13 protein-coding genes are annotated in these 15,345 nt (G+C 70.4%); 10 read left to right on the top strand and 3 right to left on the bottom strand.

Annotated elements, in window-relative coordinates; all coding sequences use genetic code 11:
• Nucleotides 1-37: 37 nt before the first annotated feature.
• Complete coding sequence (locus OG802_RS25405) at nt 38-226, bottom strand: hypothetical protein (protein WP_329413958.1); 189 nt, start codon at nt 224-226, stop codon at nt 38-40.
• A gap of 604 nt (nt 227-830) precedes the next feature.
• On the opposite strand from OG802_RS25405, the gene OG802_RS25400 reads away from it, so the two are divergent.
• The 8 genes from OG802_RS25400 (at nt 831) to OG802_RS25365 (ending at nt 11,540) form a co-directional block, all read left to right on the top strand.
• Nucleotides 831-4,607, top strand: coding sequence for a nitrate- and nitrite sensing domain-containing protein (locus OG802_RS25400; protein ID WP_329413955.1), 3,777 nt, complete (start codon nt 831-833; stop codon nt 4,605-4,607).
• Nucleotides 4,608-4,616: 9 nt separating this feature from the next.
• Nucleotides 4,617-5,030 carry a roadblock/LC7 domain-containing protein gene (locus tag OG802_RS25395; RefSeq protein WP_003993189.1) on the top strand — a complete coding sequence of 138 codons (414 nt, stop codon included), beginning with the start codon at nt 4,617-4,619 and terminating at the stop codon, nt 5,028-5,030.
• 112 nt (nt 5,031-5,142) lie between these two features.
• A complete protein-coding gene (locus OG802_RS25390) occupies nt 5,143-5,541 on the top strand; it encodes a DUF742 domain-containing protein (RefSeq protein ID WP_009190816.1) in 399 nt (132 codons plus the stop codon).
• Nucleotides 5,522-6,097 (top strand): GTP-binding protein, encoded by a 576-nt coding sequence (locus tag OG802_RS25385; RefSeq protein ID WP_030793795.1) that lies wholly within the window; start codon nt 5,522-5,524, stop codon nt 6,095-6,097. The genes OG802_RS25390 and OG802_RS25385 overlap by 20 nt, the downstream gene beginning before the upstream one ends.
• A gap of 377 nt (nt 6,098-6,474) precedes the next feature.
• Nucleotides 6,475-9,870: a sensor histidine kinase gene (locus tag OG802_RS25380; RefSeq protein WP_329413954.1), complete on the top strand. Its 3,396-nt coding sequence runs from the start codon at nt 6,475-6,477 to the stop codon at nt 9,868-9,870.
• A 10-nt stretch (nt 9,871-9,880) separates the two neighbouring features.
• On the top strand, nt 9,881-10,294 hold the full coding sequence (locus OG802_RS25375; RefSeq protein ID WP_037781109.1) for a roadblock/LC7 domain-containing protein: 414 nt from the start codon (nt 9,881-9,883) through the stop codon (nt 10,292-10,294).
• A 96-nt stretch (nt 10,295-10,390) separates the two neighbouring features.
• Nucleotides 10,391-10,978: a DUF742 domain-containing protein gene (locus OG802_RS25370; protein WP_329413951.1), complete on the top strand. Its 588-nt coding sequence runs from the start codon at nt 10,391-10,393 to the stop codon at nt 10,976-10,978.
• Complete coding sequence (locus OG802_RS25365; RefSeq protein ID WP_026248371.1) at nt 10,959-11,540, top strand: GTP-binding protein; 582 nt, start codon at nt 10,959-10,961, stop codon at nt 11,538-11,540. Before OG802_RS25370 ends, OG802_RS25365 begins: the two co-directional genes overlap by 20 nt.
• 216 nt (nt 11,541-11,756) lie before the next feature.
• On the opposite strand, the gene OG802_RS25360 is transcribed toward OG802_RS25365, so the two are convergent.
• The gene (locus OG802_RS25360) at nt 11,757-11,948 is read right to left on the bottom strand and encodes an acyl-CoA carboxylase subunit epsilon (protein WP_329413948.1); all 192 of its coding nucleotides are present in this window, start codon (nt 11,946-11,948) and stop codon (nt 11,757-11,759) included.
• A gap of 57 nt (nt 11,949-12,005) precedes the next feature.
• Nucleotides 12,006-13,601, bottom strand: a complete 1,596-nt coding sequence (locus OG802_RS25355) for an acyl-CoA carboxylase subunit beta (protein ID WP_329413946.1) — start codon at nt 13,599-13,601, stop codon at nt 12,006-12,008.
• 390 nt (nt 13,602-13,991) lie between these two features.
• Between OG802_RS25355 and OG802_RS25350 the strand changes: the two genes are divergently transcribed.
• Both OG802_RS25350 and OG802_RS25345 read left to right on the top strand, forming a co-directional pair.
• Nucleotides 13,992-14,612 (top strand): YceI family protein, encoded by a 621-nt coding sequence (locus tag OG802_RS25350; RefSeq protein WP_329413945.1) that lies wholly within the window; start codon nt 13,992-13,994, stop codon nt 14,610-14,612.
• Nucleotides 14,613-14,705: 93 nt separating this feature from the next.
• Complete coding sequence (locus OG802_RS25345; RefSeq protein WP_329413943.1) at nt 14,706-15,344, top strand: hypothetical protein; 639 nt, start codon at nt 14,706-14,708, stop codon at nt 15,342-15,344.
• The last annotated feature ends 1 nt before the right edge of the window (nt 15,345 follow it).

Genomic DNA, 15,345 nt, shown 5'->3' with positions numbered 1-15,345 from the left:
GGCGAACGACGACGAGCGTGTGGAGCGACGGGTGGGTCTACTGCGCGACGGAGGCCGCGACCGGGATCTCCATGAGGACGGTGCGGCGGGGGTTGGCGGTCTGGGCCGGGAGGTCGACGGCGTGCTCCGGCTGCTCGGGGAGCTGCAGTTCGTCGGCGCCCGCGAGGTGGGCCAGCGTGGTGCGCCGCGGGTTGGCGATCTTGTGGAACATCGTCGTCGTCTTCACTGTTCTACTGGACCCTGTCGTTTCCGGGCGCCGGAGAGGCCTTCGAGGGCCTCCGCGCAGGCGCGTCTTGTCGGATTTGCCATCCCTGTAAAACGCCAGGCTAAACACGCGAATGCCGGTGAACCCGTGAAGGTCACATGATCGGCGTGTGAGTTTCCTCACGAATCCAGGGGCAAACCGGTCAATTCAGACCCCCAAGGGAACGCAGAAAAACGGACATTGGGCATCTGAAGCCCTCATTCCGCTCCTGATCATCGCGACTGGGACACCGCCAGCACCCTGCGGCTTCGCCCATTTATGTCCGCCTTATGTGGGATCGGCCTCTACATCCCGTGACGCCACCCTCACTTCGTGTCACGGATGTCACAGCCTGGCCAACGGGCCTTGTTGGAGATCCTGCACTGTGCTGGAATTCCTCGGACCGCCGCGGGATCGAGCCGGCGCACAGAGGGCGCGTCAGAGCGCCCGGTGGCGGCGAGGTTAGGGGGAGCCGGCGCCGGTACTCACGACCATTCGGGGGGCGTAATTCAGGACGCCCCTCCACACGCCGACACCGTCCTTCCGTTCACGCGGGAGGGCGCCTGGTCCAGAGGTTGCGACGCTAGTGCAGGGACGTTTCAAGAGGGATGGCAGCGCTTCGGCCGAGCCGGAGCCGCACGGCGGGACTGGCCCGATGGCAGTCGGCTCCTCGCCCCAGCACGCCCAGAACCCGGGCCATGCTCCGTCCGGCGACGGCGGTGAGCGCTCCGGGCGCCCCGGCGCGTCCGCGTCGTCGAGTTCTCCCACGCCCACTCCGACGGTGAAGCCGCCGGCCGGTCCCCCCGGTCCCGGCTCGCGCGTGGCGCTGCGCAACTGGCGCATCTCCACCCGCCTGGTGGCGCTGCTGACCCTGCCGGTGGTCGCGGCCACCTCGCTGGGCGCGCTGCGCATCAACCAGTCCATGGACGACATCCAGCAGCTCGACAACATGAAGCTGCTGACGGACATGACCAAGCAGGCCACCACGCTGGCCGACCGGCTCCAGGACGAGCGCGACAACTCGGCCGGCCCGCTGTCGCACGGCGGCAAGGCGAACGACTTCGGCGTCACGGGCTACCGGGACAAGACCGACAAGGCCCTCACCGCGTTCCAGGACGCCTCCGAGGAGATCGACGCCGCCACCGCGGACGGCAACCTCGAGGGTGTCCGCGACAGCCTCGTCGGCCTCCTGAGCGACCTCGGCAGCCTCAACAAGATCCGCAACACGGCCTATGCCGAGCGGGGCAACTCGACCCAGACCGTCGAGGCCTACCACCGGCTGATCACCGGCCTCCTCGACCTGTCGCAGGACATGGCGCAGGCCACGAGCAACCCGGAGATGATCCAGCGCACGCGTGCCCTGGCCGCCTTCTCCGCCTCCCAGGAGTACGCCTCGGTCCAGCGCGCCGTGCTCGCCGCGGCCCTGCCGGTGGGCAACTCCGTCACCGGCAAGATGTCCGAGAACGACCGGCAGTACGGCAACGCCGCGGTCGACAACGAGGACCGCGAAGAGTCGACCTTCCGCAGCATCTACGGCAACGACGCCGCCGACGAGCTGCTCCAGCCGATCGACAAGGGCAACCCCGTCATCGAGGAGGCCGACACCTACGCCCGCCGCGCGCTCAACTCCAGCACGGGTCTGCAGTCCCTGGACAAGCGCTCGTACCGGGACTGGATCGACGACAGCTCGACCAAGATCAAGCAGATGAACAACATCGAGCACACGCTGCTCGAGGACATGGAGCAGAAGGCGCGTGAGCTGCGCTCCGAGTCCGAGCGCGAGGCGATCATCTCCGGTGCGCTCATCCTGCTCGTGCTGGGCGTGTCGCTGGTCGGCGCGTTCGTCGTCGCCCGGTCCATGATCCGCTCGCTGCGCCGCCTCCAGGAGACCGCCACCAAGGTCGCCCAGGACCGGCTGCCCGAGCTGGTCAAGCAGCTGTCCGAGTCCGACCCGCAGGACGTCGACACGTCCGTGGAGTCGGTCGGTGTGCACTCCCGCGACGAGATCGGCCAGGTGGCCGCGGCCTTCGACGACGTGCACCGCGAGGCGGTCCGCCTCGCCGCCGAGCAGGCCCTGCTGCGGGGCAACGTCAACGCGATGTTCACCAACCTCTCGCGCCGCTCCCAGGGCCTCATCCAGCGTCAGCTCTCGCTCATCTCCGAACTGGAGTCCCGCGAGGCCGACCCGGACCAGCTGTCCTCGCTCTTCAAGCTCGACCACCTCGCGACCCGCATGCGCCGTAACGGCGAGAACCTCCTCGTCCTCGCCGGCGAGGAGCCCGGCCGCCGCTGGACCCGGCCGGTCCCGCTGGTCGACGTCCTGCGCGCCGCCGCCTCCGAGGTGGAGCAGTACGAGCGCATCGAGCTCTCCTCCGTGCCCACCACCGAAGTGGCCGGCCGGGTCGTCAACGACCTCGTGCACCTGCTCGCCGAGCTGCTGGAGAACGCCACGTCGTTCTCCTCCCCGCAGACCAAGGTCAAGGTCACCGGTCACGCGCTGCCCGACGGCCGCGTGCTGATCGAGATCCACGACACCGGCATCGGCCTGTCCCCCGAGGACCTCGCCGCGATCAACGAGCGGCTCGCCTCGCCGCCGACCGTGGACGTGTCCGTCTCCCGGCGCATGGGTCTGTTCGTGGTCGGCCGGCTGTCGCAGCGTCACGGCATCCGCATCCAGCTGCGCCCGTCCGACTCCGGTGGCACGACCGCGCTGGTCATGCTGCCCGTGGACGTCGCCCAGGGCGGCAAGAAGCCCCAGCCCAAGCCCGGCCAGGGCGGCTCGGCCGGCGGTCCCGCCGCCGCGCAGGCCGCCGCCGGCGTCGCCGCCGCGCGTCGTCAGAACGGCTCGCAGGGCGGTGCGCTCGGTGCGGGCGCCCCGAACGGCGGCGGCGCCCTCGGCGCCGGTTCCGGCGGGGGCGGCCGGCTCGCCGGCGGCCAGGGTCCCCGGGCCGCGCTGCCCGGCCGTGACAGCGGTGGCCGTCCCGGCGGCCAGCCGCCGCGCGGACCGCAGCAGCCTCCGCTCTCCCCCCAGCAGGGCCGTCCGGCTCCGGCCGGCGCCGGCTTCGGCGGCCAGGCGCCGGGCGCGCCGCAGGGCATGCAGGCCGCCGGCACGGGCACGCAGGGCACGGACATGTTCGGCGGCGGACGTCCGCCGCAGCAGCGGGGCGCCAAGAACGAGCAGGGCGGCCGCGGCCGTCAGCCGCAGCTGCCGCCGCGCGGGGGTCCGCGCGCCGAGCTGCCCGGCGGCAACCCGCAGCCGCGCGTGACCAGCTGGGGCGACGAGAACGCCCAGCCGCCGGTGCCGCGCACCCCGCTGGACGCTCCGCGCGGCCACGAGGAGCCGGACGTCGCCCAGACGTCGCGGATGCCGCGCATCGACGACCGGCAGGGTCCCGGCGCCACCGCCGAGATACCCGCCGTCCCGCGGATGGACGAGCGCCAGGGCCCGGCGGGCCCCGCCGACTTCGGCCGTCCGGTCGCGAACGGGCTGCAGAGCACGGGCCAGTTCCCGGCTGTGAGCGCCCCGCAGGGCGGTTACGACGGACGCCAGGACACGGGCCAGTTCCAGCGTCCGGGCCTGAACGGCGTCAACGGCGCCAGCGGTGCGAACGGGCAGCAGGACGGCGGCCGCTTCGAACGGCCCGGCACGTCCGGCCGCCCGGACGACAACGGCTTCACCCGCTCCGACGTCTTCGGTGCCCCGGGCGGGCAGAACGCCCCCGCGAACCCCGGCCAGTACGCCCCGCAGGCCTACGACAACGGCTCCACCGGTCAGTACGCCGCCCCCGGCTACGACGGCTCCGGCACCGGGCAGCACGCGCTGCCCGACCGCCAGGACCCCTCGGCCGCGGGCCGGTTCGCCGCTCCGCAGCAGGACGGCTACGGCACTCCGGACCGGCCGGAGGCCCTGCCGCCGGCCGGTCCGGGCGACGGCCGCACCCCGCTGTACGACACGCTGGAGACCAACTGGTTCCACGGTCAGCAGGCGGGCGGCACGGCCCCGGAGCCCCAGCAGTCGCAGCCGCAGCAGCCGGCTCCGGCCGCACCCCAGCGTCCCGCCGCCACTGCCTCCTGGCGCACCTCGCCGAACGACGAACTCGTCCGGCAGGCAGAGCGTGTCAGGCAGCCGGCCGCGGGCGGCGTCACCACCTCCGGTCTGCCGCGCCGGGTGCCCAGGGCGAACCTCGTCCCGGGCACCGCTCAGCAGCAACAGCACCAAAGCGGTCCGCAGGTCTCGCGTGCGCCTGACGACGTACGCGGCCGGCTGACCAATCTCCGTCGGGGCATCGCACAGGGTCGACAGGCCGGCAACGGCCCCCAGACCGGCAGTTTCCCCAGCCCCACTCACCAGCAGGAGCGTTAGTTGAGCCAGATGAGCCAGGCAGCACAGAACCTGAACTGGTTGATCACCAACTTCGTGGACAACACCCCAGGGGTGTCCCACACCGTCGTGGTCTCCGCCGACGGGCTCCTGCTCGCGATGTCCGAGGGCTTCCCGCGCGACCGTGCCGACCAGCTGGCGGCCGTCGCGTCGGGACTCACCTCGCTGACCGCCGGCGCGTCCCGGATCTTCGAGGGCGGCAGCGTGGCGCAGACCGTCGTCGAGATGGAACGAGGGTTCCTCTTCCTCATGTCCGTCTCGGACGGCTCGTCGCTCGCCGTGCTCGCGCACCCGGAGTGCGACATCGGCCTCGTCGGCTACGAGATGGCGCTCCTCGTCGATCGTGCGGGAGCGGTGCTCACGCCGGATCTGCGCGCCGAGCTCCAGGGCAGTCTGCTCCACTGACCCGCCCTCGTACCACCCACCTCACGAAATCACCGTCCGGCCGACACAATCCCCCCACCGGCCCAGACGGACGGCACGACAATCCGAGAATGCTGTCCCGCCCGGAGGATCCATGACCCCGCCCACCGCCCATCATGACCCGTACGCGGAGCCGTACGGGGATGAGGGCGACCAGCCGCTGGTGCGTCCGTACGCGATGACCGGTGGCCGGACCCGGCCGCGTTATCAGCTCGCCATCGAGGCGCTGATCAGCACCACGGCCGACCCGGCAGCGCTCATGGGGCTGCTTCCCGAGCACCAGCGCATCTGCCACCTGTGCCGTGAGGTGAAGTCGGTCGCCGAGGTGTCGGCGCTGCTGGCCATGCCACTGGGGGTGGCTCGGATCCTCGTCGCGGACCTCGCCGAGGCCGGTCTGGTGGCCATCCACCAGCCGGGCGGCGACGAGAACAACGGCGGCGCACCTGACGTGACGCTGCTCGAAAGGGTGCTCAGTGGACTTCGCAAGCTCTGACGGAGGGCGGGCCACCACCTCCGCGAAGATCGTGGTGGCGGGCGGCTTCGGCGTGGGCAAGACCACGTTCGTGGGCGCCGTCTCCGAGATCAACCCGCTGCGCACGGAGGCCGTCATGACGTCCGCGAGCGCGGGCATCGACGACCTCACCCACACCGGGGACAAGACCACCACCACGGTGGCCATGGACTTCGGCCGCATCACGCTCGACCAGGACCTGATCCTCTACCTGTTCGGGACGCCGGGTCAGGACCGCTTCTGGTTCATGTGGGACGACCTGGTGCGCGGCGCGATCGGCGCCGTGGTGCTGGTGGACACGCGGCGGCTGGCCGACTGCTTCCCGGCGGTCGACTACTTCGAGAACAGCGGCCTGCCGTTCGTCGTCGCCCTCAACGGCTTCGACGGCCAGCAGCCCTACCAGCCCGAAGAGGTGCGCGAGGCGCTGCAGATCGGTCCGGACACCCCGATCATCACGACGGACGCCCGGCACCGCTCGGACGCCAAGAGCGCGCTGATCACGCTGGTCGAGCACGCGCTCATGGCACGACTGCGGTAATTTTCGACAACACCGTGCACCTACGGCGGTTGTCGTAGACGCTTCGGAGCCGGCTGTGGCCTTTGACACGGCCGGCTCCGGTGTTCATAACGTTTCGGCAGAGGAATCGGCGAACGCGGCCACGCGTCGCGGTCGTTCGGTCTCACTGTGCGCACGAAGGCCCCGTCTTTTGACGGGGCTCGTTCTTTTTGACCGTTTTATCTGGGGTTTACATCACGTCGAACCCTCTCTTACTCATGTTTGGAAGAGGACTGGTCGTCGTGCTGGAATGCCTGAACTGCCCAATAGTCAATGACGTACTCATGGTCGATGGCTGACCGGGCTCTGAGACACTGCGGCACGACGAAGGTGCCGACCGCCGAGAGGTTGTTGGTCGAGTGAGGCGAAGCAAGAAAAGTCCCGAGCCGGCGGCGCGGGGCAACTTCACCCCGCCGCCGCGCGGAGCGGCGACCGCCCCCGTGGCCGGCTCGGAGCCGGCGGCCGCGCCCGCGAAGAGCGGCGGCCGCCTCTCCCCGCGCAACTGGCGGGTGCCGACCCGGCTGAACGCGATCCTGCTCATACCCGTGGTGGTCGGCCTGGTCATGGGCGGCTTCCAGGTGAAGAGCTCGATCGACACCTGGCAGGAGGCCGAGGACGCGGAGAACACCGCGCGTCTGGTGCGGGCCGCGCTGAGCTACGGCGACGCCCTCTACAAGGAGCGCGACGTCTCCGCGGCCCCCCTGCTGGCCGGCAAGAAGGACGACGCCACGGTCGCGGACTCCCGCAAGGCCACCGACGCCGCCGCCGACGCCTTCGACGCGGCCGCGCAGAACATGCCGTCCAAGCCCGGCCTGGAACGCAGGCTGAAGCTGTTCCGCGTCACCGAGACCAAGCTGCCCGCGCTGCGCGCGGCCTCCTACACCTCCAAGCTCGCCGGCGTGCAGACCGAAGAGGGCTACACCCAGGTCGCGCACCCGCTGATGGAGTTCTCCAACGAGCTGGGTCTGGGCACCGGAAACATCACCTCGTACGGCCGTACCGTCTACGCCATCTCGCTGACCAAGGCCGCGCTCTCCCTGGAGCGCTCGATCGGCATGCACCTGCTGATCAAGCCGGGCCCGCAGGACACGGACTTCGCCAAGCAGAAGGTCTCCCTCTCCTCCTACGCCTACCTCGAGGGCATCGCCGTCGAGGAGTACATCGGCGGCGGCACCGAGGCGGACGCGAAGCGGCTGGAGGACGCCAGCGCGAAGATCAAGGGCGACGGCGCCGCGCTGGCCGCCGAGCAGAAGCAGAAGGACCCGGACTACGTTCCGCCGCCGTCCGACCCGACCACGATGGTCGGCGCGATCTCCACGATGGAGACCACCTCGGGCGCCGAGCGCGCCGGTCTCGCCCAGAAGGGCATCAGCAAGGAGAACTGGTGGGCGGTCACCACGCTGAAGTACGACGCCTACCGGCAGATCGAGTCGGACATGGCCGACAAGGCCGTGACCGAGGCCTCGGACATCGCCGCTGACGCCAAGACGTCCGCGATCATCACCGGCGCCGCCGTCGTCGTCGCCCTGCTTCTGGCGTTCATCCTCGCCGGCGCCGTGGCACGCCAGATGAGCCGCGCGATGCGCCAGCTGCGCAACGCGGCCTTCGGCATCGCCGAACAGCGGCTGCCGATGCTGGTCGACCAGCTCTCGCGCACCGACCCCGGACGCGTGGACACCCGTGTCCAGGCCATCCCGATCACCACCACGGACGAGATCGGCGAAGTCGCCCGCGCCTTCGACCAGGTCCACCGCGAGGCGGTCCGGCTCGCCGCCGAGCAGGCCCTGCTGCGGGGCAACATCAACGCGATCTTCACCAACCTCTCGCGCCGCAACCAGTCGCTGATCGAGGGCCAGCTGACCCTGATCACCGACCTGGAGAACAACGAGGCCGACCCGGACCAGCTGGAGAACCTCTTCCGCCTGGACCACCTCGCGACCCGTATGCGCCGCAACGGCGAGAACCTCCTGGTCCTGGCCGGCGAGGAGCCGGGCCGCCGCTGGGACCAGCCGGTCCCGCTGGTCGACGTGCTGCGCGCCGCCTCCTCCGAGGTGGAGCAGTACGAGCGCGTCGAGCTGTCGGGCGTCCCGGAGGCCGAGATCCACGGCCGCGCCGTGACCGACCTCGTGCACCTGCTCGCCGAGCTGCTGGAGAACGCCACCACGTTCTCCTCGCCGCAGACCAAGGTCCGGGTGACCGCCACCCGTCTCCCCGACGGCCGGGTCATGATCGAGATCCACGACAAGGGCATCGGCCTCACCGCCGAGGACTTCGCGGACATCAACCACAAGCTGGCCAACCCGCCGACCGTGGACGCCGCGATCTCGCAGCGCATGGGCCTGTTCGTGGTCGGCCGGCTGTCCGACCGGCACGGCATCCGCGTCCAGCTGCGCCCCTCGGGCGAGCAGGCCGGCACCACCTCGCTGGTCATGCTGCCGGACGCCATCACCCACGGTGGCGGCGGCGAACAGCAGCAGTCGCGCGACGACTTCACGGTCTCGCAGATCATCCCCGAGCAGCAGCAGCAGAACTTCGGCGGCGAGGACTTCAACACCGGTCTGCCGATGCGCACGGCCGCCGAGCTGGGCTTCGACGACAGCCGCTACGAGGTCCCGGACGACATCCGCGAACTGGACCCGGTGGGCCGCTCCCTGCTGCGCGAGGAACGACGCGCCGCACTGGAGACCCCCGGCGACCAGCAGGACCAGCCGGGACAGCAGAGCCAGCAGGGACAGCAGGGGAACCAGGTACAGCCGGGGAACCAGGTACAGCCGGGCGGGCAGGGGCAGCAGGCCGGTCAGTTCGGGCAGCAGCCCGCCGAGGCCGGCTCGTACGCCGAGGGCTTCGACGCCCCCCGCCAGCAGGAGTACGGCGCGGGACAGAACGGCTACGACCCCGCGCAGAACGCCGCCCAGAACGGCTACGACCCCAACGCCACCGGCTACGCCGACCGGCCCGGGACGTTCGACCGGCAGACGGCGTACGAGGAGCAGCAGCGCCCGGCGTACGACGACCAGTACTTCGGTCAGAACGGCGGCCTGCCGCAGAACGACGCCTTCACCTCGAACGGCGGCTATCCGGACCCCGCGTACGCGGAGCCCGTCCAGCCCGTCCAGGAGGAGCGGACGCCTGCCCCGGCCGACGGCTCCGAGGGCTTCCCGCCCTACGAGGAGCAGCAGTCCTACCAGGACGACTGGCCTCAGCAGAACGGCCACACGAACGGTTACCAGAACGGTTACCCGGACCAGTACGCTCCGGAAGCGGAATCCGTGCAGGCCGCTGACGCGGGCGAACAGAACCGCGTAGGCTTCGACCGTCCGGGACCGGGCCCCTCCGCCCCCCACGCGCTGACCGAAGCCGGTCTGCCTCGCCGCGGATCCACCGCAAGCGGTGCGAACGGCACGCGGCCCGCGAGGCAGGAAGCGCCGGCCACCTCCTCCGAGAACGGCGGCGGCAGCGACGTCTGGCGATCGGCGAACGACGAGCGCTGGCATCAGGCCTCCGCTCTGAAGAAGCCCAAGGCGGGCGGGGTCACCTCCTCCGGCCTGCCGCGGCGGGTGCCCAAGGCCAATCTGATCGAGGGCGCCGCCGAGAACACACCTCAGGGCGGCCCACAGGTCTCCCGCGCCCCGGAGGACGTCCGAGGCAGGCTGAGCAACCTGCGTCGGGGCGTCCAGCGCGGACGCAACGCAGGCAGCAGTGAAACGAACGGTCAGGGCTTCGGTTCTGACAGCACCTACGACCAGGAGCGTTAGTGTGAGCCCGATGAGCCAGGCGGCACAGAACCTGAACTGGTTGATCACCAACTTCGTGGACAACACCCCGGGGGTGTCCCACACGGTGGTGGTCTCCGCCGACGGACTCCTTCTGGCGATGTCCGAAGGCTTTCCCCGTGACCGTGCCGACCAGCTCGCGGCCGTCGCCTCCGGCCTGACGTCCCTGACGGCAGGCGCCTCCCGGATCTTCGAGGGCGGCAGCGTGAACCAGACGGTTGTGGAGATGGAGCGGGGATTCCTCTTCATCATGTCCGTATCCGACGGTTCCTCGCTCGCGGTGCTCGCGCACCCGGAGGCGGACATCGGCCTCATTGGGTACGAGATGGCCCTTCTGGTGGACCGGGCCGGCTCGGTCCTGACGCCCGACCTTCGAGCGGAGCTCCAGGGGAGCCTTCTCAACTAACAGCGGGACGGTGCGGTTTGACGTCCCGAGGCCGTAGGGTTTCGGGACGCGGCTTCCATGCGATGGAGGCCAGGCACAGTCGGAGGAGGAGAGAGAGTGGCAACACCACCAGGCGGTTCCAATTCGGGTAACTGGTCGTACGGCCCTGCCCAGGGCCAGGGCGACGGTTCCCAGAACCCGAACCGTTACAACTTCCCCTCCGCGCCCAGCCAGCAGCGGCCGTACGCGCCCCAGTCCCCCCAGGGTCCCGGGCCTTCCCCGTACGACCAGCCGCAGGCGCCGCGCATCCAGCCCGTGCAGCCCCATCGCCGCACGCCCGAGGCGGCTCCCGCCGGGGCGGCGAACAACCCGCTGGTGCGTCCGTACGCCATGACCGGCGGCCGGACCCGCCCGCGTTACCAGCTCGCCATCGAGGCGCTGGTGCACACCACCGCGCAGCCGCACCAGATGCAGGGCCAGTTGCCCGAGCATCAGCGGATCTGCAACCTCTGCCGAGAGATCAAGTCGGTCGCCGAGATCTCGGCGCTGCTGACCATCCCCCTCGGCGTGGCCAGGATCCTCGTCGCCGACTTGGCGGAGGCGGGCCTGGTCGCCATCCATCAGCCCGGCGGCGACGAGAGCGCCGGCGGCCAGCCAGCCGTGACACTGCTCGAAAGGGTGCTCAGTGGACTTCGCAAGCTCTAGCGGGGGTCCCTCCCGCTCCACCACTTCCGCGAAGATCGTGGTGGCGGGCGGCTTCGGCGTGGGCAAGACCACGTTCGTCGGGGCTGTTTCGGAGATCAATCCGCTGCGCACCGAGGCCGTCATGACGTCAGCGTCGGCGGGCATCGACGACCTCACCCACACCGGGGACAAGACGACCACCACGGTCGCGATGGACTTCGGCCGCATCACCCTGGATCAGGACCTGATCCTCTACCTCTTCGGCACGCCCGGCCAGGACCGTTTCTGGTTCATGTGGGACGACCTGGTGCGCGGCGCCATCGGTGCGATCGTGCTCGTCGACACCCGCCGTCTCGCCGACTGCTTCCCCGCGGTCGACTACTTCGAGAACAGCGGCCTCCCCTTCGTCATCGCGCTCAACGGCTTCGACGGCAACCAGCCGTACAACCCGGACGAGGTGCGCGAGGCGCTGCAGATCGGCCCGGACACCCCGATCATCACGACCGACGCGCGCCACCGTGCGGACGCGAAGTCGGCTCTGATCACGCTCGTGGAGCACGCGCTGATGGCGCGCCTGCGGTAGTCGGGCACGCGGCCACCGGGCCGCCCGGGACGTGCGCAGGCCGTCCGGGGCGGCCCGTGTCCGTTCGCGGCCGGCGGTGCGCGGTGCGCCGCGCCTGCCCCCCCCCGGTTCTCCACGCCGCCCGGGCACGCCTCCCCGGCGTGCGTGCTCACCAGGCGACGACGAAGGGCCCCTCTCCCGCGGGAGAGGGGCCCTTCGTCGTCGCGTGGTGCGGGGTCAGCGCCAGCTGTGCGGGGCGCGGAAGCCGCCCTCGCGCTCCAGGCGGCGCCAGCCGGCCCTGGGCCGGATGCGGTGCGCGGTGGGCTCGGAGGGACGGGCGGCCGCGCGGGCCAGGAGGATCGCCGTGATGGCGGCGACTTCCTCGGGCTCGGCATGGCCCTTCTCGACGCGGATGTCGGGAGCGTTCATGGGTGTCAGTCTCCGTTGATGAGGTTTCCGCAGGGGGTCCGCCGGGTTGCCGGCGGGCTACTGCGGGGGGTTGCCGTGCTTGCGCGAGGGCAGGTCCGCGTGCTTGGACTGGAGCATGACCAGGGACCTGATGAGGACCTCGCGGGTCTCGGCGGGGTCGATGACGTCGTCGACCAGGCCGCGCTCGGCCGCGTAGTAGGGGTGCATCAGCTCGGACTTGTACTCCTTGACCATGCGGGCCCGCATGGCCTCGGGGTCCTCGGCCTCGGCGATCTGACGGCGGAAGATGACGTTGGCGGCGCCCTCGGCGCCCATGACGGCGATCTCGTTCGTCGGCCACGCGTAGGTGAGGTCGGCCCCGATGGACTGGCTGTCCATGACGATGTAGGCGCCTCCGTACGCCTTGCGCAGGATCAGTGAGATCCGGGGCACGGTCGCGTTGCAGTAGGCGTACAGCAGCTTCGCGCCGTGGCGGATGATTCCACCGTGCTCCTGGTCGACGCCCGGGAGGAAGCCGGGTACGTCCAGAAGGGTGACGATCGGGATGTTGAACGCGTCGCACATCTGCACGAAACGCGCGGCCTTCTCGCTGGCCTCGATGTCCAGGACGCCCGCGAGGGACTGCGGCTGGTTGGCGACGATGCCGACGACCTGACCGCCGAGGCGGGCGAGGGCGCAGATGATGTTGCGCGCCCAGCGCTCGTGGACCTCCAGGTACTCGCCGTCGTCGACGATCTCCTCGATGACCTTGGTCATGTCGTAGGGCCGGTTGCCGTCGGCCGGGACCAGGTCCAGCAGGACGTCACCGCGCCGCTCGGCCGGGTCGGAGGAGTCGACGCGCGGCGGGTTCTCGCGGTTGTTCTGCGGCAGCAGCGACAGGAGGTAGCGCACCTCCGCGATGCAGGTCTCCTCGTCGTCGTAGGCGAAGTGGCAGACGCCGGAGGTCTCGGCGTGGACGTCCGCGCCGCCCAGGCCGTTCTGGGTGATCTCCTCACCGGTGACGGCCTTGACCACGTCGGGGCCGGTGATGAACATCTGCGAGGTCTCGCGGACCATGAAGACGAAGTCGGTCAGGGCCGGGCTGTAGGCCGCGCCGCCCGCGCACGGGCCCAGCATCACCGAGATCTGCGGGATGACCCCGGACGCCCGGGTGTTGCGCTGGAAGATGCCGCCGTACCCGGCGAGCGCGGACACGCCCTCCTGGATCCGGGCGCCCGCACCGTCGTTGAGCGAGACCAGCGGCGCCCCCGCCGCGATGGCCATGTCCATGATCTTGTGGATCTTCGTGGCATGCGCCTCGCCCAGCGCGCCGCCGAAGATGCGGAAGTCATGGGCGTACACGAACACCGTGCGCCCCTCGACCGTCCCCCACCCGGTGATGACCCCGTCGGTGTACGGCTTCCTGGCCTCCAGCCCGAACCCGCTCGCCCGGTGCCGGCGCAGCTGCTCGACCTCCTGGAAGGACCCCGCGTCCACCAGCAGCTCGATCCGCTCCCGCGCGGTCAGCTTGCCCTTGGCGTGCTGCGCCTGGGTCGCCTTCTCGCTCGGGCCGGCCAGCGCCTGCGCACGGATCCCGTGCAGCTCGGCCACGCGACCACGCGCGTCCGTGGGCTCCGTGGTCGGCTCACCGGTCGTCTCTTCCAAAACGGTCATGTAGTGACCTTACGAAGCCCGCCAAGGAAAGAGTGACGTCGACTCCGTACAGTCCTCGGAGCGTTTTCCTGGTACGACCGAACAGAACCGGGTCGGCATGCAGCCGTTCCGACTGCTCAGAGGGCCCGGGGGTTGTAGGTGTCACACAAACCCGGCGGCGGAGACCCCGCTCACATTTCGCCCCGCGCCTGCCCTCCCCGGGGTGAACCGGCAGCGCCGGACGGCGGTCGCCGGGGCCGTCCGGACGCGACGCGGGGCCCTGCGGGAGTCCCTCGGAATCCCCCGCCAGATTAAGTTGAAAGTTGAACTGAATGGGACTACAGTCGTCCATGTCAGCTCGTTGAAGGTTAAACATCTTCGACCTCCTCCTCCGTCCCCAAGGAGCACGTCATGGGCATCTTCGGCCGCAAGAACACCGACGAGACCACCACCGCCGCCGACACCGCCGACACCGCCACCGTGAACCCCGGCCTCGCCGCCCTGACCGGCGAGTACGCGATCGACCCGGCGCACTCGACGATCGGCTTCACCGCCCGCCACGCCATGGTCACCAACGTCAAGGGCAAGTTCGGCGACTTCAGCGGCTCGCTGCTGCTGGACGGCGTCGACCCGTCCCGCTCGACCGCCTCCATCGACGTCAAGATGGACAGCATCGACACCGGGTCCGCCGACCGCGACGGCCACCTGCGGAGCGCGGACTTCTTCCGCACCGACGAGTTCCCGGCGATGACGTTCCGCTCCACCTCCGCCGAGGCCCTGGGCGGCGACGACTACCGCGTCTCCGGCGAGCTGAGCATCCTCGGCGTGACCAGGCCCCTCACCATCGACCTGGAGTTCAACGGCTCCGCCAAGGACCCGTTCGGCAACGAGCGCGTGGGCTTCGAGGGCAAGGCCGAGATCCTGCGCTCCGACTGGGGGCTGACCTGGAACGCGGCGCTGGAGACGGGCGGCGTCCTGGTCTCCGACAAGATCAAGCTGAACTTCGACATCTCGGCGATCAAGAACGCCTAAGCCTGTGGCCGAATACGGCGAATACCGGCAGAAAGGGGCCGGAAGCGAAGAGCTTCCGGCCCCTTGATGTGTCCTGTGTCACAGTCGCGAACCATGAGCATCAAGACCGGACCCCAGCACTACCCCGGCGCCGACCGCGAGCACTGGTACCAGGACGACTTCGGCGGTGACCGCATGGAGGTCAACGTCGTCGTCCTGCACACCACGGAGGGCCGCTCGCTGCCCGACTACCAGGGCGGGTCGGTCGCGCCCAACCTGACGGCCGTGCCCGACCTCGCCGCCAAACGGCTCAAGTGGTACCAGCACTTCGAGATCGACGTCTCCTCGCGGGCGCTGGCCAACCGGCGCGGGGGCGTCGAGACGAACACGCTCAACGTCTGCCAGGTGGAGCTCGTCGGCACCTGCGACCCCAAGCTGCACACCAAGTGGAACACCCACGGCCAGGCCCACGTCTACTGGCCCAAGGCCCCGGAGTGGGCGCTGCGCGCCCTCGCCGAGTACCTGGCCTGGATGCACATCCACCACGACGTGCCGCTGCGCGGGCCGACGCTGTGGCCCGCGTACCCGAAGTCCGCGGGCACCGGAGGCGGACAGCGGATGGGCTTCGAGCGCTGGAACGGCTTCAAGGGCGTGTGCGGCCACATGCACGTGCCCGAGAACGACCACGGCGACCCGGGGGCGATCGACTTCGAGGCGCTGATCGGCTTCGCCAAGGCCGCCGCCCAGGACTGAC

The sequence above is a fragment of the Streptomyces sp. NBC_00704 genome (assembly GCF_036226605.1).
GTDB lineage: Bacteria > Actinomycetota > Actinomycetes > Streptomycetales > Streptomycetaceae > Streptomyces.
The sequence above is the reverse complement of the archived record's forward strand: the minus strand, read 5'-3'. Positions and strand labels throughout refer to the sequence as shown.

What these genes read in the sequence shown, in the direction of transcription:
- OG802_RS25395 (WP_003993189.1), top strand. Translation starts at nt 4,617, where the DNA reads ATGAGCCAGGCAGCACAGAACCTGAACTGGTTGATCACCAACTTCGTG.
- OG802_RS25390 (WP_009190816.1), top strand. Translation starts at nt 5,143, where the DNA reads ATGACCCCGCCCACCGCCCATCATGACCCGTACGCGGAGCCGTACGGG.
- OG802_RS25375 (WP_037781109.1), top strand. Translation starts at nt 9,881, where the DNA reads ATGAGCCAGGCGGCACAGAACCTGAACTGGTTGATCACCAACTTCGTG.
- OG802_RS25360 (WP_329413948.1), bottom strand. Translation starts at nt 11,948, where the DNA reads ATGAACGCTCCCGACATCCGCGTCGAGAAGGGCCATGCCGAGCCCGAG.
- OG802_RS25355 (WP_329413946.1), bottom strand. Translation starts at nt 13,601, where the DNA reads ATGACCGTTTTGGAAGAGACGACCGGTGAGCCGACCACGGAGCCCACG.
- OG802_RS25350 (WP_329413945.1), top strand. Translation starts at nt 13,992, where the DNA reads ATGGGCATCTTCGGCCGCAAGAACACCGACGAGACCACCACCGCCGCC.
- OG802_RS25345 (WP_329413943.1), top strand. Translation starts at nt 14,706, where the DNA reads ATGAGCATCAAGACCGGACCCCAGCACTACCCCGGCGCCGACCGCGAG.